Raw genomic sequence first — 22,156 nt, 5'->3', positions numbered from 1 at the left:
GTGCCGAGATCCTCAGCCATTAATTGAGGAACCCCGACGGCGAGCAACCACCTCCGCGAGAGCGGCGCCGGGTTAGGCGCAAAAATCAGCCGCCGAACTCCTCCAGGCCCTTGAGCGCCTGGTCCAGCAGGGCCTTGCGGCCCTCCAGCTCGCGGCCGAGCTTGTCGGCCTTGGCGTCGTTGCCGGCCGCCCGCGCCGTGTCGATCTGCTTCTGCAGCTTGTCGACGGCGTCCTGCAGCTGGCCGGTCAGCCCCGCGGCGCGGGCCCGCGCCTCAGGGTTCGTACGGCGCCACTCGGCCTCCTCGGCCTCCTGGATGGCCCGCTCCACGGCGTGCATCCGGCCCTCGATCTTGGGGCGGGCGTCCCGCGGGACGTGGCCGATGGCCTCCCACCGCTCGTTGATCGACCGGAACGCGGACCGCGCGGCCTTCAGGTCGGAGACCGGGAGCAGCTTCTCGGCCTCGACGGCCAGCTCCTCCTTGCGGGTCAGGTTCTCCCGCTGCTCGGCGTCGCGCTCTGCGAAGACCTCACCGCGCGCCTGGAAGAAGATGTCCTGGGCGCCGCGGAAGCGGTTCCACAGGTCGTCCTCGTGCTCGCGCTGGGCGCGGCCCGCGGCCTTCCAGTCCGCCATCAGCTCGCGGTAACGGGCCGCGGTGGCGCCCCAGTCCGTCGAGCTGGACAGCGCCTCGGCCTCGGCGACCAGCTTCTCCTTGGCCTTGCGGGACTCCTCGCGCTGCGCGTCCAGCGACGCGAAGTGCGCCTTGCGCCGCTTGGAGAACGCCGAGCGGGCATGCGAGAAGCGGTGCCACAGCTCGTCGTCCGCCTTGCGGTCGAGCCTCGGCAGCCCCTTCCAGGTGTCCACCAGCGCACGCAGCCGCTCGCCGGCCGCCCGCCACTGCTCACTGGCCGCCAGCTCCTCGGCCTCGGCGACCAGCTTCTCCTTGGCCTGGCGGGCCTCGTCGCTCTGCTTGGCCTTCTGTGCCTTGCGCTCCTCGCGGCGCGACTCGACGGCCTCGACGAGCTTGTCCAGCCGCTTCCCGAGCGCCTCCAGATCGCCGACCGCGTGGTGCTCGTCCACCTGCTGGCGCAGATGGTCGATGGCGGCCGTCGCGTCCTTCGCCGACAGGTCGGTGGTCTTGACCCGCCGCTCGAGGAGGCCGATCTCGACGACCAGGCCCTCATACTTGCGCTCGAAGTAGGCGAGGGCCTCCTCGGGAGTGCCCGCCTGCCACGATCCGACGACCTTCTCGCCATCGGCGGTACGCACGTACACGGTCCCCGTCTCATCGACGCGGCCCCATGGGTCGCTGCTCACAGCGCCTCCTCCACATGATGCCGGCGCAGGCGTACGCCCCCCGGCATCGTCCACAGTTTCTGTCCGGCAGAGCCGCGCCCTGGCCGGTCCGACGGGCTGTCTTGCGGGTGAGGGTGGCAGCCGTCGGAGCAGGCACCCTACCCACACGCCAATCTAGGCGACCGGCGGTCGGCTGTCCGCATCCAGCGCGACCGAAATTCCGTGGTCCACGTGCGGGGCGGGGCCCGGCCGCTCCCGCCCCGCCCGGCCGGTCAGGACTTCCCGACGGTCGCCCGGTCGATCACGACGGTGGCGTTGGGCGCGGTGTTCTCGGTCTGCGGGTCGGGCGTCGAACCGGCGTCGGCGATCTTGCGCAGGACGTCCATGCCGCCCGTGATCGTGCCGAACGGTGTGTAGTTCGGGGGCAGCTCGCTGTCCTGGTAGACGAGGAAGAACTGGCTGCCGCCGGAGTTGCGGGTCTTCTCGTTCTGCCCGTCGTAGGTGTTGGCCATCGCGACCGTGCCCGCCGGATACACCCCGCCCTTGAGCCGGGGGTCCTTGAGGTTCTCGTCCGGGATGGTGTACCCGGGCGAGCCCTTGCCCGTGGCCGTCGGGTCGCCGCACTGCAGGACGTGGATGCCCTGGTCCACCAGGCGGTGGCAGCGGCTGTGGTCGAAGTAGCCCTGGCCGGCCAGGAAACGGAACGAGTTGACCGTGTGGGGCGCCTTCGCCGCGTCCAGCTTCAGCTCGATCGTGCCGCAGGTCGTCGCCAGCTTCGCGGAGTAGGAGGCCGAGGTGTCGAGGGACATCGCCGGCTCCTTCTTCCAGGTCTTCTTCGACGGTGTGCCCTTCGCGGGCTTGCCGCACGGGTCCGGTGCCGCGGACGGCGCCGCCCGGTCGCCGTCGCCGGCCAGTCCGGCCGAGGCGTAGGCGGCGGCGCCGGCGGCCAGTGCGACGGCCACCGCGGACGCGATGATCACATTGCGGCGCCTGGACTTGAGCCGGGCCGCGGACCGCCGTTGCTGCTGGCGCTCGAACTTCTCCCTGGCGAGCTGCCGCCGCCGCTGATCCTTGCTGACCACCGGTCGTCTCCTTCAGTCCGATCGTCGAGGTGTCCGCACAGCGGCGTCCGGGAATCGAGGCCTGCGGGCCGCGATCGCCGCCGTCCGCCGTGGCCGTACCGTATATGGGTTCGCCCTGCCGGGAGTCCCGCCGGTAGGCTCTGGAGCTGCCGAGATGTCCGGGAGCGGCCCTGCGGACCGCCCTCCACACCGATCTTTAAGGACGAACGTGCTGATTGCCGGGTTCCCCGCCGGGGCCTGGGGCACCAACTGCTACTTGGTCGCCCCCGCCGCCGGCGAGGAGTGCGTCATCATCGACCCGGGCCACCAGGCGGCCCAAGGAGTCGAGGACGCGGTCAGAAAGCATCGGCTCAAGCCCGTCGCGGTCGTCCTCACACACGGCCATATCGACCATGTCGCCTCGGTCGTCCCCGTGTGCGGCGCGCACGACGTCCCGGCCTGGATCCACCCCGAGGACCGCTACATGATGAGCGACCCGGAGCGGGCCCTCGGGCGCTCCATCGGTCAGCAGCTCATGGGCGAACTGACGGTGGGGGAGCCGGACGACGTCAAGGAGCTCGGCGACGGCACCGTCCTGGAGCTCGCCGGAATGGAGTTCTCCGTCGCGCACGCACCGGGCCATACCAAGGGGTCGGTGACGTTCAGGATGCCCGAGCAGGCGGACGTTCCGCCGGTCTTCTTCTCGGGCGACCTGCTGTTCGCCGGCTCCATCGGACGCACCGACCTGCCGGGCGGCGACCACGCGGAGATCCTCCGGTCGCTGGAGCGCGTATGCCTCCCGCTGGACGACTCGACCGTGGTCCTCTCCGGCCACGGCCCCCAGACCACCATCGGCCGCGAGCGCGCCACCAACCCCTTCCTGCGGGAGGTGGCCGCCGGCCTCGGAGACGGCTTCAGCGCCGCTCCACGACGAGGAATGTGACGAAGCTTCCGTGAGCACCTTCAAGGCCCCCAAGGGCACGTACGACCTGATTCCGCCGCAGTCCGCCACCTTTCTCGCGGTGCGCGACGCGATCGCCGCGCCGCTGAGGAACTCCGGGTACGGCTACATCGAGACGCCCGGCTTCGAGAACGTCGAGCTGTTCGCGCGCGGTGTCGGTGAGTCCACCGACATCGTGACCAAGGAGATGTACGTCTTCGAGACCAAGGGCGGCGACCGGCTCGCGCTGCGCCCCGAGACCACCGCGCCCGTGCTGCGTGCCGTCCTGGAGTCCAACCTCCACAAGGCGGGCAACCTGCCGGTGAAGGTCTGGTACTCGGGCTCGCAGTACCGCTACGAGCGCCCCCAGAAGGGCCGCTACAGGCACTTCTCCCAGGTCGGAGCCGAGGCCATCGGCGCCGAAGACCCGGCCCTGGACGCCGAGTTGATCATCCTGGCCGACCAGGCCTACCGCACGCTGGGGCTGCGCGACTTCCGCATCCTGCTCAACTCCCTGGGCGACAAGGAGTGCCGCCCGGTCTACCGTGCCGCGCTGCAGGACTTCCTGCGCGGTCTGGAGCTGGACGAGGACACCCGCCGCCGGATCGAGATCAATCCGCTGCGGGTCCTGGACGACAAGCGCGAGTCGGTCCAGGAGCGGCTCGTCGGGGCGCCGATGCTCCGTGACTACCTGTGCGAGTCCTGCAAGGCGTACCACGAGCAGGTGCGCGAGCTGCTGACCGCGGCGGGCGTGGCCTTCGAGGACGACGAGAAGCTGGTCCGCGGCCTGGACTACTACACCCGCACCACCTTCGAGTTCGTCCACGACGGCCTCGGCTCGCAGTCCGCGGTGGGCGGCGGCGGCCGCTACGACGGCCTGTCGGAGATGATCGGCGGCCCCGCGCTGCCGTCCGTCGGATGGGCGCTGGGCGTCGACCGCACGGTGCTGGCGCTGGAGGCGGAGGGCATCACGCTCGACATCCCCGCCGCCACCGCCGTCTACGCGGTCCCGCTGGGCGAGGAGGCCCGCCGGGTGCTGTTCGGCACGGTCACCGAGCTGCGCCGGTCCGGCGTCGCCACCGACTTCGCCTACGGCGGCAAGGGCCTGAAGAACGCCATGAAGTCCGCCAACCGCTCCGGCGCACGGCTGGCGCTGGTGGCGGGCGAGCGGGATCTGGCCGAGGGCGTCGTCCAGCTCAAGGACCTGCAGAGCGGCGAGCAGACGCCCGTCGCACTGGACGCGGTGGCCGACGAGGTGCGGCGCCGGCTGGGCTGAGGCCGTCACGACGGCGCCACGGCCCGGTGGCGCCGTCAACCGCCGGCGCCCGGAATCACTCGCTTGAGCTGCCGTCTCTTTATGCGCAGCGAACGGTGGGTCGTTGCGCAGTTGGGGCACAATGAAGGGCGCGCCCGCCGCTGCGCGGGCCGCCCGGCCTCATCTCCCCACCGACCGACGGAACGGCCATATGACGACGACAGCGGTTGACGACGTGTCCATCGACGACGACCACGCGAGCGGCACCGGCACCATCGGCTCGGGCCGGGGCTATGCGCTGCTCCTGGTGATCACCGGCGCGCTCGGCGCCCTGGCCGCCTGGGTCATCACGCTGGACAAGATCGAGCTGCTGAAGGACCCGAACTTCAAGCCGGCCTGCAGCTTCAACCCGATCATCTCCTGCGGCAGCGTCATGCAGAGCAAGCAGGCGGAGGTCTTCGGCTTCCCGAACCCGTTTGCCGGCCTGGTCGGCTTCGGCGTGGTCATCGCGATCGGCATGGCCCTGCTCGCCGGCGCCCGCTTCCGCCGCTGGTACTGGATCGGGCTGAACGTCGGCACCGGGCTCGCCGCGGTCTTCTGCATGTGGCTGATGACCCAGTCGCTGTACAGCATCAACGCGCTGTGCCTGTGGTGCACGCTGACCTGGTGCGTCACGATCCTGATGTTCTGGTACACCACCGCGCACAACCTCAAGCACGGCATCATCCCGGCCCCCGAGGGCCTGCGCCGCACCGTGCTGGAGTTCCACTGGGTCGTGCCGGTGCTCTGGTACGGCGTGATCGCCCTGCTGATCCTCACCAAGTGGTGGTCGTACTGGAGCACGCTGATCTGAGCCCGGCTGCCAGCCGCCCCGCGCCCCGGCCCGTCCATGACGGCGGCCGGGGCGTTGTCAGTGGGGTGCCATAGGCTCGTGGACGTGGAACCCGACCTGTTCACCGCCGCCGCCGAAGACCGCCAGGAGAAGGACCCTGCGGGGTCCCCGCTCGCCGTGCGGATGCGTCCGCGCACCCTCGACGAGGTCGTGGGCCAGCAGCATCTGCTCAAGCCGGGCTCGCCGCTGCGGCGGCTGGTGGGCGAGGGGAGCGGCGGGCCCGCGGGGCCGTCGTCGGTGTTCCTGTGGGGGCCGCCCGGCATCGGCAAGACGACTCTGGCGTATGTCGTCAGCCAGGCGACGAACAAGCGCTTTGTGGAGCTCTCCGCGATCACGGCCGGGGTCAAGGAGGTCCGCGCGGTCATCGACGGTGCCCGGCGGGCCTCGGGCGGCTTCGGCAAGGAGACCGTCCTCTTCCTCGACGAGATCCACCGCTTCAGCAAGGCCCAGCAGGACTCCCTGCTGCCGGCCGTGGAGAACCGCTGGGTCACCCTGATCGCCGCGACGACCGAGAACCCGTACTTCTCGGTGATCTCGCCGCTGCTGTCGCGTTCGCTGCTGCTGACGCTGGAACCGCTCACGGACGACGATCTGCGCGGCCTGCTGCGGCGCGCGCTGACCGACGCGCGCGGTCTGGCCGGCGCGGTCACCCTCCCCGAGGACACCGAGGCGCATCTGCTGCGCATCGCCGGCGGGGACGCCCGGCGCGCGCTGACGGCCCTGGAGGCAGGCGCCGGATCCGCGCTGGCCAAGGGCGAGAAGGAGATCACCCTCCAGACCCTGGAGGAGTCCGTCGACCGTGCCGCGGTGAAGTACGACCGGGACGGCGACCAGCACTACGACGTCGCCAGCGCGCTGATCAAGTCCATCCGCGGCTCGGACGTCGACGCCGCGCTGCACTACCTCGCGCGGATGATCGAGGCGGGCGAGGACCCGCGGTTCATCGCCCGCCGGCTGATGATCTCGGCGAGCGAGGACATCGGCCTGGCGGACCCGTCGGCCCTGCAGACCGCGGTCGCCGCCGCCCAGGCCGTGGCGATGATCGGCTTCCCCGAGGCCCGGATCACGCTGAGCCAGGCCACCATCGCGCTCGCCCTGGCGCCGAAGTCCAACGCCGCCTATCTGGCCATCGACGCCGCGCTGGCGGACGTCCGGGCCGGCCGGGCCGGTGCGGTCCCGCCCCACCTGCGCGACAGCCACTACAAGGGCGCCCAGAAGCTCGGCCACGGCCAGGGCTACCAGTACCCGCACGACCTGCCGGGCGGCATCGCGGCCCAGCAGTACGCGCCGGACGAGGTGCACGGCAAGCGGTACTACGAGCCCACCCGCCATGGCGCGGAGGCGCGCTACGCCGATGTGGCCGAGCGGGTGCGCTCCCGCCTGCGCGGCGCCGCGGGCGAGGGCGCCGCCGAATAGCCCGGTGCCGGGAACGGGCGACCCGGCGGCCCCTCGCCGAGCGGCCGCCCGGGTCTATTCGGCCGCCGCCTCGAAGAGCACATGCATCGCCCGTCGCAGCTCCGCCACGTCCCGGACGGGCTCCGGGAAGTCGAAGCGGGCGTCGAAGGAGTGCTGCTCGGCGGCCGTGCCGCGGTCTCCCGCGGCACGGCCCCCGGACCCCCCGACAAAACGGACCCGCAGCCCGAAGCGGTCCAGGCCCACGGGTACGGCCCGGTCGCGCAGCCCGCAGACCCGGCCGCGCTCGCCCAGCAGGGCGCACAGCCCGCGTACCTGCTCGCTGTGCGCGGAGTGCAGATGCTGCAGCAGCTCCGCCTCGTGGGCGACCAGCGGGTCGGGTTCCGCGTCGGCGAAGTCGTCCGGCTCGACGGCCTCGGCGCCCCACAGGTCGTCCACCGCGCCCTCACCGACCTCCAGGCGCAGCATCATCCAGGCGGGTCGCCCGTACAGCCCCGGCGCCGGGTCCGGCTGGAGCGCCTCGCCGATGCCGAGCAGCTCGCCGACGGGGTGCCGCTCGGCGAGCAGCATCGCCGCCTCGGCGCGCTGCTCGTTGCGCACGGGGGTCAGCCAGCCGGCCACCCAGGCCCGTCCGCGGATGCGATGGGGCACAGAAACGGGCGCGACATCAGTGATCTCCATCACTGCGGACAGATCATCATCCTGCGCGTGCGCGGCCGCCCGAGCGGCCGCAGAGTCCCCAGGGACCAGCAACAGCACGTCTCCGCCCGGTGTGACGGTCCGGCAGACGGGAGCCGAGAGCCCCGTCTCGTCGGGATCCTCGACACCGGGGACGCTCAAAGATGCCATACCATGGGACTCGACGAGGGTTCGTACGCGCTCGGCGGCGGTCGGCTGCCGGGCGTCTTCCACGGGACGCGGCTGACCCGCCTCGGTGCTCTGACCAGCACTGGGCAGGGGGATCCCAGGTCGAAACATGCGTTCTCCTCGCGCTAAGGTAAGCCTCACCTAACTTACACGGAGGTCCGTTCCACGTGAACCAGTCGCGTCCCAAGGTCAAGAAGTCGCGCGCGCTCGGCATTGCGCTGACGCCGAAGGCCGTCAAGTACTTCGAGGCCCGTCCCTACCCGCCCGGCGAGCACGGCCGTGGCCGCAAGCAGAACAGTGACTACAAGGTCCGGCTGCTTGAGAAGCAGCGTCTGCGTGCGCAGTACGACATCAGCGAGCGTCAGATGGCGCGCGCCTACGACCGCGCTCGGAAGGTCGAAGGCAAGACCGGCGAAGCGCTGATCATCGAGCTTGAGCGCCGTCTGGACGCGCTCGTCCTGCGTTCGGGCATCGCCCGCACGATCTACCAGGCCCGTCAGATGGTCGTCCACGGCCACATCTCGGTGAACGACCGCAAGGTCGACAAGCCGTCCTTCCGCGTCCGCCCCGGCGACGTCGTGATGGTCCGCGAGCGCAGCCGCGAGAAGCACCCCTTCCAGGTCGCGCGTGAGGGTGGCTACGCCCCCGACGGCGAGACCCCGCGCTACCTCGAGGTCAACCTGCAGGCTCTGGCGTTCCGCCTCGACCGGGACCCGAACCGCAAGGAGATCCCGGTGATCTGCGACGAGCAGCTCGTCGTCGAGTACTACGCCCGCTAAGCACCAGCAGGCGCAGCACCGTCCCGGCCCGCCGTCTCCCCGCCGCTCGCGGAGGGGGAGGCGGCGGGCTCGTGCGTGGCGGGCGCGCGGCGCACCGCACGGCGTGCTGCGGCAGGCCGGCCGGTGCGCCGCAGGATCCGGTCCACCGTCGCGTCCAGATCGAGCCGTCCGCCCGTGCGCAGCGCCCGCTCGTAGCGCCCGTCGCCCAGCCGCTGCCGGGCCTGCTCCTCGCACCGCGCGTGCAGCCGGCCGAAGTGGCGCGAGCCGAACAGCGGCAGCCCCACCGACGGCCAGATCCGCCCCGCGGCGCCCTGCAGCACCGCGGCCTCCTCCGCATCGCCCTCGCCGAGCATCACCGGCGCCAGCAGCTCGATCGCCAGCACCGCGCCCAGCAGGTCGTGGAGGGTGTGGTCGATGGCCAGCGACTCCTCCAGCAGCGCGCGGGCCCGCCCGCCGTCGCCCCGGGACCAGGCGGCGTAGGCCAGTACGAACTGCGCGGAGGCCAGCGTCCAGCGTTCGCCGTGGTCCTCGCAGACCTCCAGCACCTCCTCGCACAGCCGCACCGCGTCCGCCAGCTCGTCCTGGAAGGCCGCCGCCATCGCCAGCGCGAGCTGCGCCATCAGCGCCGTACCGCTGAGCTCGCCGATCTCCCGGTAGCGCGCCAGCGCGCCGCGCAGCAGCTCCTCGGCACGCGGCAGGTCGTCGCAGACCAGGGCCAGGCAGCCGGTGCGGTGCAGCGCGTACGCGGCCGCGGTGGCGTTCCCGGTCCGTTCGGCCTTCTCGCTGCACTCCCGCAGCGCCCCGAGCGCGCCGACGGTGTCCCCCTGGAGCACCGCGACATGGCCGGTCACCCACAGCGCCTTCAGCCGCGCCTCGTCGTGGTCGCTCTCCAGCTCCAGGGCCCGGTCGAGCCAGTGCCGGCCCTCCGAGAGCCGGCCGCAGCCCACCCAGTAGAACCACAGGGTGCCCGCCAGATACTGGCCCAGATGCGTATCGGCGGCGGTCGCCAGGCTCTGCTCCAGCGCCACCCGCAGATTGGGCAGTTCGGCCTCGATCCGGGCGGCGATCTCGGCCTGCCGCGAGCTGAACCAGTCCAGTTCGCACCAGGTCGCCAGCCCCAGGTACCAGTCGCGGTGCCGGCGCCGCAGCCGGTCGCCGTCCTGCGTCGCGGCCAGCCAGCCGGCGCCGTAGGCCCGTACGGTCTCCAGCATCCGGTAGCGCACCCCGGTCGCGGTCTCCTCGCGTACGAGCACCGACTGGGCGACCAACTCGGCGACGACGTCCAGGAGTTCCTCGCACGGCAGCTCCGGGCCCGAGCAGACGTACTCCGCCGCCTCCAGGTCGAACTGCCCGGCGAAGACCGACAGCCGCGCCCACAGCAGCCGTTGTGCGGGCGTGCACAGCTCATGGCTCCAGCCGATCGTGGTCCGCAGCGCCCGGTGGCGGGGCACGACCCCCCGGGTGCTGCCGGTCAGCAGCCGGAAGCGGTCGTCGAGGCGGTGCAGCACCTGGTCGACGGAGAGCGCGCGCAGCCTGCCCGCGGCCAGTTCCAGCGCGAGCGGAATGCCGTCGAGCCGTCGGCACAGCTCGCCGACCGCGGCCTCGTCGCGCTCCTCGACGGTGAAGCCCGCGACGACCGCGGCGGCGCGGTCGGCGAACAGCGCGGCGGCGTCGGCCGGGTTCATCGGCCCCAGCGGCAGGACGTGCTCGCCCGGGATCCCGAGCGGGCGCCGGCCCGCGGCCAGCACCCGCAGCCCGGGGGAGCGGCGCAGCAGCTCCAGGGCCAGCTCGGCGCAGGCGTCGGCCAGGTGGTCATAGCCGTCCAGGACGAGCAGCAGCTCACGGTCCGCGAGGTGGTCGCCGAGCGCGGTGCGCACCGGACGGCCGCTGCGGCCGTCCGGCGCCAGCGCCTCGGCGACGGCGTGGTCCAGGAGGTGCGGCTTGCGCAGGGAGTCCAGTCCGATCAGCCACGCCCCATCGCAGAAGCGATCCTGCAAGATCGCGGCGCCGCGGGCGGCAAGGCGTGACTTTCCGACGCCGCCGAGACCGGTGAGGGTGACGATCCGGGCCGATTCCAGCTGCCGCGCCAGCGCGGAGAGTTCGTCGGCGCGGCCGATGAAGCGGTCGGTCTCCGCGGGGAGATTTCCCGGCCCGCCCGGCGCCCGCAGGCGCTCGGAGGAAGGACGAGGAGAGGGCCCGGGGCGCGGGAAGCGTCGCATGGCACACGGAGCGTACTCGGCGGGATGCGGACCGTACAATCATGCGCCCGCCTCCGGGCCGCACCGGTCCCGTGACGCGGGGAACGGGGTACGGACGGACAGTCACGGCGCGATAAGGTCAAGGTTGCCGTCCGAGCAGGACGAGACCAGACCAAACCAGTCGGAGAGTGGTGCCAACGTGTCCGGTGGAGAGGTGGCCGGGATCCTCGTGGCCGTCTTCTGGGCGATCCTCGTGTCGTTCCTCGCCCTGGTGCTGGTGAGGCTCGCGCAGACGCTGAAGGCGACCACCAAGATGGTGGCCGAGGTGTCTGAGCAGGCCGTCCCGCTCCTCGCGGACGCCTCCGCGACCGTCCGCTCCGCGCACACCCAGCTGGCCCGCGTCGACGCCATCGCCGCCGATGTCCAGGAGGTCACCGCCAACGCCTCCGCGCTCTCCTCGACCGTCTCCTCCGCCTTCGGCGGACCGCTGGTCAAGGTGGCCGCCTTCGGCTACGGCGTGCGCCGCGCGATCGGCAAGAAGGGCGAGCCGGAGCCCAAGCGCACCGTCGTCGTCGGCCGTACCCTGCCCGGCGCCCGCCGCGGCGGGCGCCGCAACCGTCGCTCCAAGGACTGATCACAGCGATGTTCCGCCGCGCATTCTGGTTCACCACCGGCGCCGCCGCCGGGGTGTGGGCCACCAACAAGGTCCACCAAAAGCTGCGCAAGCTGCAGCCCGACAGCCTCGCCGCGCAGGCCGCGGAGAAGGCCGTCGAGACCGGAAACCGGTTGCGTCAATTTGCATTGGACGTACGGACCGGAATGGCGGACCGTGAAGAGCAGCTGCACGACGCACTCGGGCTCAGCGAGCCGGCCGAGGTGCGCGAGCTGCCCGCACCGCGCCGCGCGGTGCTCCCCCCGCAGTACCGAACCACGAGAAGAACCGGACCGAACGGTCTGACCGGACCGACTGGAAAAGAGGACCACTGATGGAGTCGGCTGAAATCCGCCGCCGCTGGCTGCGCTTCTTCGAGGAGCGCGGGCACACCGTCGTGCCGTCGGCGTCGCTCATCGCGGACGACCCGACGCTGCTGCTCGTCAACGCGGGCATGGTCCCCTTCAAGCCGTACTTCCTCGGCGAGGTCAAGCCCCCGCACAAGACCGCCACCAGCGTCCAGAAGTGCGTCCGTACGCCGGACATCGAAGAGGTCGGCAAGACCACCCGGCACGGCACGTTCTTCCAGATGTGCGGCAACTTCTCCTTCGGCGACTACTTCAAGGAAGGCGCCATCAAGCACGCCTGGGAGCTGCTGACCAGCTCGCAGGCCGACGGCGGCTACGGCCTCGACCCCGAGCGCCTGTGGATCACCGTCTACCTCGACGACGACGAGGCCGAGCGCATCTGGCACGAGGTCGTCGGAGTGCCCAAGGAGCGCATCCAGCGGCTGGGCATGAAGGAGAACTACTGGTCCATGGGCGTGCCGGGCCCCTGCGGCCCGTGCTCCGAGATCAACTACGACCGCGGCCCCGAGTTCGGCGTCGAGGGCGGCCCGGCCGTCAACGACGAGCGGTACGTGGAGATCTGGAACCTGGTCTTCATGCAGTACGAGCGCGGCGCGGGCACCGGCAAGGAGGACTTCGAGATCCTCGGCGAGCTGCCCAGCAAGAACATCGACACCGGCCTCGGCCTCGAGCGCCTCGCGATGATCCTGCAGGGCGTGCACAACATGTACGAGACGGACACCCTGCGCGTCGTCATCGACAAGGCCACCGAGCTCACCGGCGTCCGCTACGGCGCCTCGAACGCCACCGACGTCTCGCTGCGTGTGGTCGCCGACCACATCCGTACCTCCACGATGCTCATCGGTGACGGCGTCACCCCGGGCAACGAGGGCCGCGGCTATGTCCTGCGCCGCATCATGCGCCGCGCCATCCGCAACATGCGCCTGCTCGGCGCCACCGGCCCGGTCGTCGGCGAGCTGCTGGACGTCGTCATCAAGACCATGGGCCAGCAGTACCCCGAGCTGCTGCAGGACCGCCGCCGGATCGAGACGGTCGCCCTCGCCGAGGAGGCCGCCTTCCTCAAGACGCTCAAGGCCGGCACCAACATCCTGGACACCGCGGTCACGGACACCAAGACCGCCGGCTCCACGGTCCTGCCCGGCGACAAGGCCTTCCTGCTCCACGACACCTGGGGCTTCCCGATCGACCTCACCCTCGAAATGGCCGCCGAGCAGGGCCTTTCGGTGGACGAGGATGGCTTCCGCCGGCTGATGAAGAAGCAGCGGGAGATGGCCAAGGCCGACGCCCAGTCCAAGAAGCACGGCCACGCCGACCTGTCCGCCTACCGCGAGGTCGCCGACAAGTCCGGCAGCACGGAGTTCACCGGCTACAGCGCCACCGAGGGCGAGTCCACGGTCGTCGGCCTGCTGGTCAACGGCGCCCCGGCGCCCGCCGCCCACGAGGGCGACGAGGTCGAGGTCGTCCTGGACCGCACCCCCTTCTACGCCGAGGGCGGCGGCCAGCTCGCCGACCAGGGCCGGATCAAGCTGGACTCCGGCGCCGTCGTCGAGGTCCGCGACGTCCAGCAGCCGGTGCCCGGTGTCACGGTCCACAAGGGCGTCGTCCAGGTCGGTGAGGTGGTGCTCGGCTCGTCCGCGTACGCCGCCATCGACGTCAACCGCCGGCGCGCCATCGCCCGTGCCCACAGCGCCACCCACCTCACCCACCAGGCGCTGCGCGACGCCCTGGGCCCGACGGCCGCCCAGGCCGGTTCGGAGAACTCCCCGGGCCGCTTCCGCTTCGACTTCGGCTCGCCGACCGCCGTTCCCGGCTCGGTCCTGACCGACGTCGAACAGAAGATCAACGACGTGCTCGCCCGTGAGCTGGACGTGCACGCCGAGGTCATGAGCATGGAGGACGCCAAGAAGCAGGGCGCCATCGCCGAGTTCGGCGAGAAGTACGGCGACCGGGTCCGCGTGGTGACCATCGGCGACTTCTCCAAGGAGCTGTGCGGCGGCACGCACGTCCACAACACCGCCCAGCTGGGCCTGGTGAAGCTGCTGGGCGAGTCCTCCATCGGCTCCGGCGTGCGCCGTGTCGAGGCACTGGTCGGCGTGGACGCCTACCGGTTCCTGGCCCGTGAGCACACCGTCGTCTCCCAGCTCACCGAGCTGGTCAAGGGGCGTCCGGAGGAGCTTCCGGAGAAGATCTCCGGTGTCCTGGCCAAGCTGAAGGACGCCGAGAAGGAGATCGAGAGGTTCCGCGCCGAGAAGGTGCTGCAGGCCGCCGCCGGGCTGGCCGAGGGCGCCAAGGACGTCCGCGGGGTGGCGCTGGCCGCCGGCCAGGTCCCGGACGGCACCTCCGCCGACGACCTGCGCAAGCTCGTCCTGGACGTCCGCGGCCGGATCCAGGGTGACCGGCCCGCCGTGGTGGCGCTGTTCTCGGTCGCCAACGGCCGTCCGGTGACGGTCATCGCCACCAACGAGGCCGCCCGCGAGCGCGGCATCAAGGCCGGCGAGCTGGTCCGTACGGCGGCCAAGACGCTCGGCGGCGGTGGCGGCGGCAAGCCGGACGTCGCCCAGGGCGGCGGCCAGAACCCCGCCGCGGTACCGGACGCCATCCAGGCCGTGGAGCGGCTCGTGGCCGAGGCGGCCTGACGCCGGTGAGTGAGATGCGACGCGGCCGGCGCATCGCCGTGGATGTCGGGGACGCCCGGATCGGGGTCGCCTCGTGCGACCCCGACGGGGTCCTCGCCACCCCGGTCGAGACCGTGCCGGGACGGGACGTCCCGGCGGCGCACCGCCGGCTCAAGGCGATCGTCGAGGAGTACGAGCCGCTCGAAGTCGTGGTCGGCCTGCCCCGCTCCCTCAGTGGGGGAGAGGGGCCGGCCGCGGCCAAGGTCCGGGCCTTCGCCCAGGAGCTGGCGCGGAACATCGCACCCGTAGGGGTCCGGCTGGTCGACGAGCGGATGTCGACGGTCACCGCGACCCAGGGCCTGCGGGCCTCCGGCGTGCGCAGCAAGAAGGGCCGCTCGGTGGTCGACCAGGCGGCCGCGGTGGTCATCCTGCAGAGCGCGCTGGAGACCGAGCGGACCTCCGGGGAGGCTCCCGGCGAGAGCGTCGAAGTGGTCATCTGATCGCGATACGGTAACGTGCCGCGCGATGTGGCGGCGGTTCGAACAGCCGCACGTGCAAGTAGAGGCGGATCGATACAGCAAGCGCGCTGCCGGACCGGAGCGCACCGCCTCTCGGCTCTAGGGGATCGATGACCGAGTATGGCCGGGGCTACGGCTCCGAACCGTGGCATCCCGAGGACCCGCTCTACGGAGACCAGGGTCCCTACGGAGGCCAGGCGCAGCAGCCTCAGTGGGGCGGGCAGCAACCCGCCCCGCAGCACTCCGCCCCCCAGCAGTACACGGGTCCCCGGCAGCAGCATCCCCAGCAGCACTACGACGCGGGCTGGGACGGGTCGCAGACCGGGCAGCTGCCGTACGACCCGTACGACCCCTACGGGCAGCAGCCGCCGGCCGATCCGTACGGCGGGGCGGGCCAGGACTACTCGGGCCAGGACTACTACGGGCATCAGGCCGCCTATCAGCAGCCGCAGTCCCAGCAGGCGCACCAGCAGCAGGCCCCGCACCAGCAGCAACAGCAGCAGTACCAGCAGCAGGGGCATCCGCAGGGCCGGGTCGAGCCGGAATACGACGAGCCGTCGCACGGCGCCGGTGACGACTGGCGCGCGGATCCCGAGCCGGAGCACCCGTTCTTCGCCGAGGACGACGGCCGCTCGTACGACGACGGCCGCTCGTACGACGACGGCCACGACGACCACGACGACGACCCGCCCGAGGGGCGCCGTTCGGGCCGCGAGCGCCGCGGCAAGAAGAACAAGAAGAACAAGCGCCGCAGCGGCACCGCCTGCCTGGTCGTCACCCTGGTCTTCGCCGGAGCCGTCGGGACCGTCGGCTACTTCGGCTACGACTTCTTCATGGCGCACTTCGGCTCGGCCCCCGACTACGAGGGCGAGGGCTCGGGCGAGATCCAGGTCGAGATTCCGGACGGTTCGCCGATCTCGGCAATGGGAGAGATCCTCGCGAAGAACGGCGTGGTCAAGAGCGCCGGCGCCTTCAGCGAGGCGGCCGGCGACAAGACTCTGCAGCCGGGAACGTATTCGCTGCGCAAGCACATGTCGGCCGCCGCGGCCGTCGAGCTGATGCTGGACCCCAAGAGCCGCAACGGCCTCACCATCCGCGAGGGACTGCGGGCCGGCGAGGTCTACAAACTCATCGACAAGAAGCTCAAACTCAAGGCGGGCACGACCAAGGACGTCGCCAAGAGCCAGGCCAAGAACCTCGGCCTGCCGTCCTGGGCCAATGACTCCGCGAAGATAAAAGACCCGCTGGAAGGCTTCCTCTACCCGTCCACCTACAGCGTGGGCGACAACGCGAAGCCGGCCGCGGTCCTCAAGCAGATGGTGGCGCGGGCCAATCAGGTCTACGAGAAGATCGACCTCACGGGGAGCGCGCAGAAGCTGCACCTCTCCTCGCCGATGCAGCTGCTCACCGTCGCCAGCCTCACCCAGGCCGAAGGCAAGTACAAGCACGACTTCCTCAAGGTCGCACGCGTCGTCTACAACCGCCTCAAGCCGGACAACACCGAGACCTACGGTCTGCTCGACTTCGACTCGACGGTGAACTACGCGAGGTCCCAGAGCACTCTGGACACCGGGTCCGTCGACAATCTGCGGAACTTCAACGACCCGTACAACACCTACAAGTTCAAGGGTCTGCCGCCGGGACCGATCGGCAATCCCGGTGAGGTGGCGCTCAAGTCCGCCATCAATCCGGCCAAGGGCAACTGGTACTACTTCGTCTCGATCAACCCGGAAAAGACGCTGTTCGCCGAGACGAACGAAGAGCACGAGAAGAACCGCCGCATCTACGAAAAGGAACGCGAGAAAGCCAAGCAATGAGCCCCACACGTCGCGCCGCGGTACTCGGCTCCCCGATCGCCCATTCCCTCTCCCCGGTACTGCACCGTGCCGCATACGCGGAGCTGGGTCTGGACGACTGGACGTACGACCGTTTCGAGGTCGACGAAGCGGCACTGCCGGCGTTCATGGAGCGGCTGGACGCCACCTGGGCGGGGCTCTCGCTGACCATGCCGCTCAAGCGCGCGGTGATCCCGCTGCTCGACGAGATCAGTGACACCGCGGCCTCCGTGGAGGCGGTGAACACCGTCGTCCTCACCCCCGAGGGCCGCCGCGTCGGCGACAACACCGACATCCCCGGCATGCTCGCCGCGCTGCGCGAGCGCGGGGTGCGGCAGGTCGAGCGGGCCGCCGTCCTGGGAGCCGGCGCCACCGCCTCCTCGGCGCTCGCCGCGCTCTCCCGGATCTGCACCGGCGAGGTCACCGCGTACGTCCGCAGCGACGCGCGCGCCGAGGAGATGCGCGGCTGGGGCGAGCGGCTCGGCGTCGCGGTCCGCACCGCCCCGTGGGCGGAGGCCGCCGAGGCCTTCGCGGCCCCGCTGACCATCGCCACCACCCCGGCGGGCACCACCGACGCGCTCGCCGCGGCCGTCCCCGACCGGCCCGGCACGCTCTTCGACGTCCTCTACGAGCCCTGGCCGACGGCGCTGGCCACCGCCTGGGCCGACCGCGGCGGCGCGGTGGTCGGCGGGCTCGACCTGCTGGTCCACCAGGCGGTGCTGCAGGTGGAGCAGATGACCGGACGCGCTCCGGCCCCGCTGGCGGCGATGCGCGAGGCCGGTGAGGCGGCCCTGGCCGCTCGCTGAATCCGCCGGCCGGCCCCGGCTTCCGGCGCCCGGTCCGTTCTCTGGACTGGGCGCCGCCCCTCCCGCGCGACGTGGGAGGATCAGGGGGAGAACGTACGCGGATGAGCAGTACATGAGGAGCACCGTTGAGCAGGTTGCGCTGGCTGACGGCGGGGGAGTCGCACGGCCCCGCACTCGTGGCGACGCTGGAGGGCCTTCCGGCCGGGGTCCCGATCACCACGGAGCTGGTGGCGGACGCGCTGGCGCGGCGCCGGCTGGGCTATGGCCGCGGTGCCCGGATGAAGTTCGAGCGGGACGAGGTCACCTTCCTGGGCGGGGTGCGCCACGGCCTGTCGCTGGGTTCTCCGGTGGCGGTCATGGTGGGCAACACCGAGTGGCCCAAGTGGGAGCAGGTCATGGCCGCCGACCCGGTGGACGCCGAGGAGCTGGCGGCGCTGGCGCGTAACGCGCCGCTGACCCGCCCCCGTCCCGGGCACGCCGACCTCGCCGGTATGCAGAAGTACGGCTTCGACGAGGCCCGGCCGATCCTGGAGCGCGCCTCGGCGCGGGAGACGGCGGCGCGGGTCGCCCTGGGCGCGGTGGCCCGCTCCTTCCTGAAGGAGACCGCGGGCATCGAGATCGTCTCGCACGTGGTCGAGCTGGCCGCGGCGAAGGCTCCGTACGGTGTGTACCCGAAGCCGTCGGATGTGGCGAAGCTGGACGCGGATCCGGTGCGCTGCCTGGACGCGGACGCGAGCAAGGCGATGGTCGCGGAGATCGACCAGGCGCACAAGGACGGCGACACGCTGGGCGGTGTGGTCGAGGTGCTGGCGTACGGGGTGCCGGTGGGCCTGGGTTCGCATGTGCACTGGGACCGGCGTCTGGACGCCCGGCTGGCCGCCGCGTTGATGGGCATCCAGGCCATCAAGGGTGTCGAGGTCGGTGACGGTTTCGACCTGGCCCGGGTGCCCGGCTCGAAGGCGCACGACGAGATCGTGGCCACCGACGACGGCATCAGGCGCAGTTCGGGCCGCTCCGGTGGTACCGAGGGCGGGCTGACGACGGGCGAGCTGCTGCGCGTCCGCGCGGCGATGAAGCCGATCGCGACGGTGCCGCGGGCGCTGGCGACGGTGGATGTGAGCACGGGTGAGGCGGCCAAGGCGCACCACCAGCGCTCCGATGTCTGCGCGGTGCCGGCCGCGGGGATCGTCGCCGAGGCGATGGTCGCGCTGGTGCTGGCCGATGCCGTGGTGGAGAAGTTCGGCGGCGACAGCGTGCCGGAGACCCGCCGCAATGTGCGCAGCTACCTCGACAACCTGGCGATCAAATGACGTGCCCGGTCGTCGTGCTGATCGGCCCGCCGGGGGCGGGTAAGTCCACGGTGGGCGCGCTGCTCGCCGAGCGGCTGGGCGTCGGCTACCGGGACACCGATGCCGATGTGGTCGCCACGGCCGGCCGGCCGATCGCCGAGATCTTCATCGACTCGGGCGAGCCGCACTTCCGCCGGCTGGAGCGGGAGGCGGTGCGCGTCGCGCTGGACGACCACCCGGGTGTGCTCTCGCTCGGCGGCGGCGCGATCATGGACGAGGGCACCCGGGCGCTGCTGACCGGGCTGCCGGTGGTGTTCCTGGACGTCGAACTCGCCGACGCCGTCAAGCGGGTGGGCCTGGACGCCCCCCGCCCGCTGCTCGCCGTCAATCCGCGCAAGCAGTGGCGCGAGCTGATGGAGCGGCGGCGCCCGCTGTACACCGAGGTCGCGCGCGCCGTGATCGCCACGGGGGAGCGCACCCCCGGCCAGGTCGTCGAGGCGATCCTGGACGCATTGGAGCTACGGCCGGTCGCGGGAGACGCCCCGCAGGCGGGCCACAGGGAGGAACAGGCATGACGGAGCAGGCCACCCGTATCCAGGTCGGCGGTACGGCGGGTTCCGACCCGTACGAGGTGCTCGTCGGGCGGCAGCTGCTCGGTGAGCTCCCGGGCCTGATCGGTGCCGGTGTGCGGCGGGTGGCGGTGCTGCACCCGGAGGCGCTGGCCGCCACCGGTGAGGCGCTGCGCGAGGACCTGGCCGCCCAGGGCTACGAGGCGATCGCCGTCCAGCTGCCGAACGCCGAGGAGTCCAAGACCGTCGAGGTCGCCGCGTACTGCTGGAAGGCGCTGGGGCAGTCCGGTTTCACCCGCAGCGATGTGATCGTCGGCGTCGGCGGCGGTGCCACCACGGACCTGGCCGGTTTCGTCGCCGCGACATGGCTGCGCGGGGTGCGCTGGGTCGCCGTGCCGACCACCGTGCTGGGCATGGTGGACGCCGCGGTCGGCGGCAAGACCGGCATCAACACCGCCGAGGGCAAGAACCTCGTCGGCGCCTTCCACCCGCCGGCCGGCGTGCTGTGCGACCTCGCCGCCCTCGACACCCTCCCCGTCCACGACTACGTCTCCGGTCTCGCCGAGGTCATCAAGGCCGGCTTCATCGCCGACCCCGCCATCCTCGACCTGATCGAATCCGACCCGGAGGCGGCCAGGCGTCCGGACGGTGCGCACACCGCGGAGCTGATCGAGCGGGCGATCCGGGTCAAGGCCGAGGTGGTCTCCGCCGACCTCAAGGAGTCGGGTCTGCGCGAGATCCTCAACTACGGCCACACCCTGGCCCACGCCATCGAGAAGAACGAGCGCTACAACTGGCGGCACGGCGCGGCGGTCTCCGTCGGCATGGTCTTCGCCGCCGAACTCGGCCGGATCGCCGGCCGTCTCGACGACGCCACCGCCGACCGCCACCGCACCGTCCTGGCCTCCGTCGGCCTGCCCCTGACCTACCGCGGTGACCAGTGGCCCAAGCTCCTGGAGACGATGAAGGTCGACAAGAAGACCCGCGGCGACCGCCTGCGCTTCATCGTCCTGGACGGCCTCGCCAAGCCCACGGTCCTGGAAGGCCCCGACCCGGCGATGCTGCTGGCCGCCCACGCCGAGATCGCGTCATGAGCGGGCGTGGTGAGCGCATCGTGAAGAGGTGCGTGGCGCGCGAGGCCGAGCGAAGCGAGGTTCCGGCATGAGTGCCACGGTCCGCAAGGTGCTGGTCCTCAACGGCCCCAACCTCGGCCGGCTGGGCTCCCGCGAGCCCGATGTCTACGGTTCCACCTCCTACGCCGGGCTGGTCGAGGAGTGCACCCGGCTCGGCAAGGAGCTGGGCTTCGCGGCCGAGGTCCGGGAGACCAACGACGAGGGCGAGATGATCCGCTGGCTGCACGAGGCCGCGGACGGATCGATCCCGGTCGTCATCAACCCGGGTGCCTTTACGCACTATTCGTACGGAATGCGGGACGCGGCCGCCCAGCGCACCGCCCCGCTCATCGAGGTGCACATCTCGAACCCGTACGCGCGCGAACAGTTCCGCCACAATTCGGTCATCGCGGCCGTCGCCAGCGGCACCGTCGCCGGATTCGGTCTCGGCTCGTACCGCCTCGCGCTCCGCGCGCTGGCCGAGGAAATGGCCAACTGACGTACCACCAGGGGCACTTCGGCCCCGCCCCCGGTCGTTCCGACGGTGCGCGCCGGGGGGCGGGACCCTGCCCGGCCGGTGCCGGGAGGGTACCGTTCGCATCAGCACCACCCACGCCGACAGCCGCGGGGCACAACGGCCCCCTGGGGCCGGTGGGTTACCGCACACCGCACCGGGCAGCCGACCCGGTGCCGGGCACCGCCCAGCGGTAGCCGGGGGAGTACCGCACCACGTCGACCGCACGAGACGGAGAGCCACCGGATGCAGTACGCAGTGGGGGCTCCGCTGCCGCCCCACGGGCCGGCATCAGGACCCGGGGCTGCCATGCACTGGACGCCCAACCCGGGACGGCCCGCCCCGCCCACCTCACCGCCGGCCCCCTCGGCCCCGCCGCCGGTCCCCGCAGCCCCGCCCCCGCCCGCGCAGCAGCCCGCCCCGCAGCAGGGCTGGCACGGGCCCGCACCGCAGCAGGCCCCGCCCACCGGGCACAGCACCACCGACCTCACCGGCCATGTCCGGCTGCCCGCGGGCGCCCCGGTGCCGGTGCCCAGCCCGCCCGCGGACACCGCCGCGCCCGACGCCTCCCAGGCGGCCGTCGCGGTGCTGCTCATCGGCCCGGCCGGAGCCGGCAAGACCAGCGTCGCGCGCCACTGGGCCGACACCCGCCGGGTGCCGACCGCGCACATCAGCCTCGACGACGTCCGCGAGTGGGTCCGGGCCGGTTTCGCCGACCCGCAGTCCGGCTGGAACGACCACTCCGAGGCGCAGTACCGCCTCGCCCGCCGCACCTGCGGCTTCGCGGCCCGCAACTTCCTCGCCAACGGCATCTCCTGCATCCTCGACGACGCCGTCTTCCCCGACCGCCCGGTCGTCGGCCTCGGCGGCTGGAAGCGCCATGTGGGCCCCGGCCTGCTGCCGATCGTGCTGCTGCCCGGCCTGGAGATCGTTCTGGAGCGCAACGCCCGGCGCACCGGCAACCGCCGCCTCTCCGACGAGGAGGTCGCCAGGATCCATGGCCGGATGGCCGGCTGGTACGGCTCCGGGCTGCCGATCATCGACAACTCCCAGCACGACGTCGCCACCACGGTCCGCGTGCTGGACGACGTCGTCGCCCGCTCCATCGCCAGCCCGCCCAGCTGGTGAACGGGGCGCGTCGTCGTGGAGCGCCCCCGTCCCCCGGGCGGCCGCGCTCGA

The 22,156-nt window shown here is 71.9% G+C and carries 20 protein-coding genes; 16 read left to right on the top strand and 4 right to left on the bottom strand.

All coding sequences use genetic code 11. The features are described from left to right. Positions 1-85: 85 nt before the first annotated feature. Together ACWD6P_RS23430 and ACWD6P_RS23425 are read right to left on the bottom strand one after the other, a co-directional pair. Positions 86-1,315 carry a DUF349 domain-containing protein gene (locus ACWD6P_RS23430; RefSeq protein WP_451446100.1) on the bottom strand — a complete coding sequence of 410 codons (1,230 nt, stop codon included), beginning with the start codon at positions 1,313-1,315 and terminating at the stop codon, positions 86-88. Positions 1,316-1,566: 251 nt separating this feature from the next. Then, positions 1,567-2,376 (bottom strand): peptidylprolyl isomerase, encoded by an 810-nt coding sequence (locus ACWD6P_RS23425; protein WP_451446099.1) that lies wholly within the window; start codon positions 2,374-2,376, stop codon positions 1,567-1,569. 208 nt (positions 2,377-2,584) lie between these two features. Here ACWD6P_RS23425 and ACWD6P_RS23420 point away from each other — a divergent pair, with 208 nt between their 5' ends. The 4 genes from ACWD6P_RS23420 to ACWD6P_RS23405 all read left to right on the top strand — a co-directional run bounded on the left by ACWD6P_RS23420 (position 2,585) and on the right by ACWD6P_RS23405 (position 6,858). After that, complete coding sequence (locus tag ACWD6P_RS23420; protein WP_451446098.1) at positions 2,585-3,298, top strand: MBL fold metallo-hydrolase; 714 nt, start codon at positions 2,585-2,587, stop codon at positions 3,296-3,298. A gap of 10 nt (positions 3,299-3,308) precedes the next feature. Then, positions 3,309-4,571, top strand: coding sequence for a histidine--tRNA ligase (hisS, locus tag ACWD6P_RS23415; RefSeq protein WP_451446097.1), 1,263 nt, complete (start codon positions 3,309-3,311; stop codon positions 4,569-4,571). 190 nt (positions 4,572-4,761) lie between these two features. After that, positions 4,762-5,403: a vitamin K epoxide reductase family protein gene (locus ACWD6P_RS23410; protein WP_451446096.1), complete on the top strand. Its 642-nt coding sequence runs from the start codon at positions 4,762-4,764 to the stop codon at positions 5,401-5,403. An 84-nt stretch (positions 5,404-5,487) separates the two neighbouring features. Further along, positions 5,488-6,858 carry a replication-associated recombination protein A gene (locus ACWD6P_RS23405; RefSeq protein WP_451446095.1) on the top strand — a complete coding sequence of 457 codons (1,371 nt, stop codon included), beginning with the start codon at positions 5,488-5,490 and terminating at the stop codon, positions 6,856-6,858. Between the two features lie 54 nt (positions 6,859-6,912). Here the strand turns inward: ACWD6P_RS23405 and ACWD6P_RS23400 are convergent, their stop codons facing one another. Next, positions 6,913-7,704, bottom strand: coding sequence for a DUF2470 domain-containing protein (locus ACWD6P_RS23400; protein WP_451446094.1), 792 nt, complete (start codon positions 7,702-7,704; stop codon positions 6,913-6,915). Between the two features lie 185 nt (positions 7,705-7,889). Between ACWD6P_RS23400 and rpsD the strand changes: the two genes are divergently transcribed. Continuing rightward, positions 7,890-8,501, top strand: coding sequence for a 30S ribosomal protein S4 (gene rpsD / locus ACWD6P_RS23395; RefSeq protein WP_384429048.1), 612 nt, complete (start codon positions 7,890-7,892; stop codon positions 8,499-8,501). Here the strand turns inward: rpsD and ACWD6P_RS23390 are convergent. Further along, a complete protein-coding gene (locus ACWD6P_RS23390; protein ID WP_451446093.1) occupies positions 8,498-10,720 on the bottom strand; it encodes an ATP-binding protein in 2,223 nt (740 codons plus the stop codon). The genes rpsD and ACWD6P_RS23390 overlap by 4 nt on opposite strands. 178 nt (positions 10,721-10,898) lie before the next feature. Between ACWD6P_RS23390 and ACWD6P_RS23385 the strand changes: the two genes are divergently transcribed. The 11 genes from ACWD6P_RS23385 (at position 10,899) to ACWD6P_RS23335 (ending at position 22,105) form a co-directional block, all read left to right on the top strand. Continuing rightward, positions 10,899-11,333, top strand: a complete 435-nt coding sequence (locus ACWD6P_RS23385) for a DUF948 domain-containing protein (protein WP_451446092.1) — start codon at positions 10,899-10,901, stop codon at positions 11,331-11,333. 8 nt (positions 11,334-11,341) lie between these two features. After that, on the top strand, positions 11,342-11,686 hold the full coding sequence (locus ACWD6P_RS23380; RefSeq protein ID WP_451446091.1) for a DUF6167 family protein: 345 nt from the start codon (positions 11,342-11,344) through the stop codon (positions 11,684-11,686). After that, positions 11,686-14,355: an alanine--tRNA ligase gene (gene alaS / locus ACWD6P_RS23375; RefSeq protein ID WP_451446090.1), complete on the top strand. Its 2,670-nt coding sequence runs from the start codon at positions 11,686-11,688 to the stop codon at positions 14,353-14,355. Before ACWD6P_RS23380 ends, alaS begins: the two co-directional genes overlap by 1 nt. 14 nt (positions 14,356-14,369) lie before the next feature. Beyond that, positions 14,370-14,834, top strand: coding sequence for a Holliday junction resolvase RuvX (gene ruvX / locus ACWD6P_RS23370; protein ID WP_451446124.1), 465 nt, complete (start codon positions 14,370-14,372; stop codon positions 14,832-14,834). 128 nt (positions 14,835-14,962) lie between these two features. After that, positions 14,963-16,669, top strand: coding sequence for an endolytic transglycosylase MltG (gene mltG, locus ACWD6P_RS23365; protein ID WP_451446089.1), 1,707 nt, complete (start codon positions 14,963-14,965; stop codon positions 16,667-16,669). Next, positions 16,666-17,493, top strand: a complete 828-nt coding sequence (locus tag ACWD6P_RS23360) for a shikimate dehydrogenase (RefSeq protein WP_451446088.1) — start codon at positions 16,666-16,668, stop codon at positions 17,491-17,493. The genes mltG and ACWD6P_RS23360 overlap by 4 nt, the downstream gene beginning before the upstream one ends. A 125-nt stretch (positions 17,494-17,618) precedes the next feature. Beyond that, positions 17,619-18,803 (top strand): chorismate synthase, encoded by a 1,185-nt coding sequence (gene aroC, locus ACWD6P_RS23355; protein WP_451446087.1) that lies wholly within the window; start codon positions 17,619-17,621, stop codon positions 18,801-18,803. Continuing rightward, positions 18,800-19,357, top strand: coding sequence for a shikimate kinase (locus ACWD6P_RS23350; protein ID WP_451446086.1), 558 nt, complete (start codon positions 18,800-18,802; stop codon positions 19,355-19,357). Before aroC ends, ACWD6P_RS23350 begins: the two co-directional genes overlap by 4 nt. Then, a complete protein-coding gene (aroB, locus tag ACWD6P_RS23345) occupies positions 19,354-20,445 on the top strand; it encodes a 3-dehydroquinate synthase (protein ID WP_451446085.1) in 1,092 nt (363 codons plus the stop codon). Before ACWD6P_RS23350 ends, aroB begins: the two co-directional genes overlap by 4 nt. 67 nt (positions 20,446-20,512) lie before the next feature. After that, entirely contained in the window at positions 20,513-20,962 is a 450-nt protein-coding gene (gene aroQ, locus ACWD6P_RS23340; RefSeq protein WP_451446084.1) for a type II 3-dehydroquinate dehydratase, read from the top strand. A 261-nt stretch (positions 20,963-21,223) separates the two neighbouring features. Continuing rightward, positions 21,224-22,105, top strand: coding sequence for a Pro-rich N-terminal domain-containing protein (locus ACWD6P_RS23335; RefSeq protein WP_451446083.1), 882 nt, complete (start codon positions 21,224-21,226; stop codon positions 22,103-22,105). The last annotated feature ends 51 nt before the right edge of the window (positions 22,106-22,156 follow it).

The sequence above is a fragment of the Streptomyces sp. NPDC002446 genome, from assembly GCF_053595675.1.
This window is presented reverse-complemented; position numbering and strand designations above follow the sequence as displayed.

Coding starts and splice junctions, on each gene's coding strand:
- ruvX (WP_451446124.1), top strand. CDS start 14,370: ATGCGACGCGGCCGGCGCATCGCCGTGGATGTCGGGGACGCCCGGATC.
- ACWD6P_RS23335 (WP_451446083.1), top strand. CDS start 21,224: ATGCAGTACGCAGTGGGGGCTCCGCTGCCGCCCCACGGGCCGGCATCA.
- ACWD6P_RS23380 (WP_451446091.1), top strand. CDS start 11,342: ATGTTCCGCCGCGCATTCTGGTTCACCACCGGCGCCGCCGCCGGGGTG.
- ACWD6P_RS23410 (WP_451446096.1), top strand. CDS start 4,762: ATGACGACGACAGCGGTTGACGACGTGTCCATCGACGACGACCACGCG.
- alaS (WP_451446090.1), top strand. CDS start 11,686: ATGGAGTCGGCTGAAATCCGCCGCCGCTGGCTGCGCTTCTTCGAGGAG.
- aroQ (WP_451446084.1), top strand. CDS start 20,513: ATGAGTGCCACGGTCCGCAAGGTGCTGGTCCTCAACGGCCCCAACCTC.
- mltG (WP_451446089.1), top strand. CDS start 14,963: ATGACCGAGTATGGCCGGGGCTACGGCTCCGAACCGTGGCATCCCGAG.
- aroB (WP_451446085.1), top strand. CDS start 19,354: ATGACGGAGCAGGCCACCCGTATCCAGGTCGGCGGTACGGCGGGTTCC.
- ACWD6P_RS23350 (WP_451446086.1), top strand. CDS start 18,800: ATGACGTGCCCGGTCGTCGTGCTGATCGGCCCGCCGGGGGCGGGTAAG.
- ACWD6P_RS23390 (WP_451446093.1), bottom strand. CDS start 10,720: ATGCGACGCTTCCCGCGCCCCGGGCCCTCTCCTCGTCCTTCCTCCGAG.
- ACWD6P_RS23360 (WP_451446088.1), top strand. CDS start 16,666: ATGAGCCCCACACGTCGCGCCGCGGTACTCGGCTCCCCGATCGCCCAT.
- ACWD6P_RS23400 (WP_451446094.1), bottom strand. CDS start 7,704: ATGGCATCTTTGAGCGTCCCCGGTGTCGAGGATCCCGACGAGACGGGG.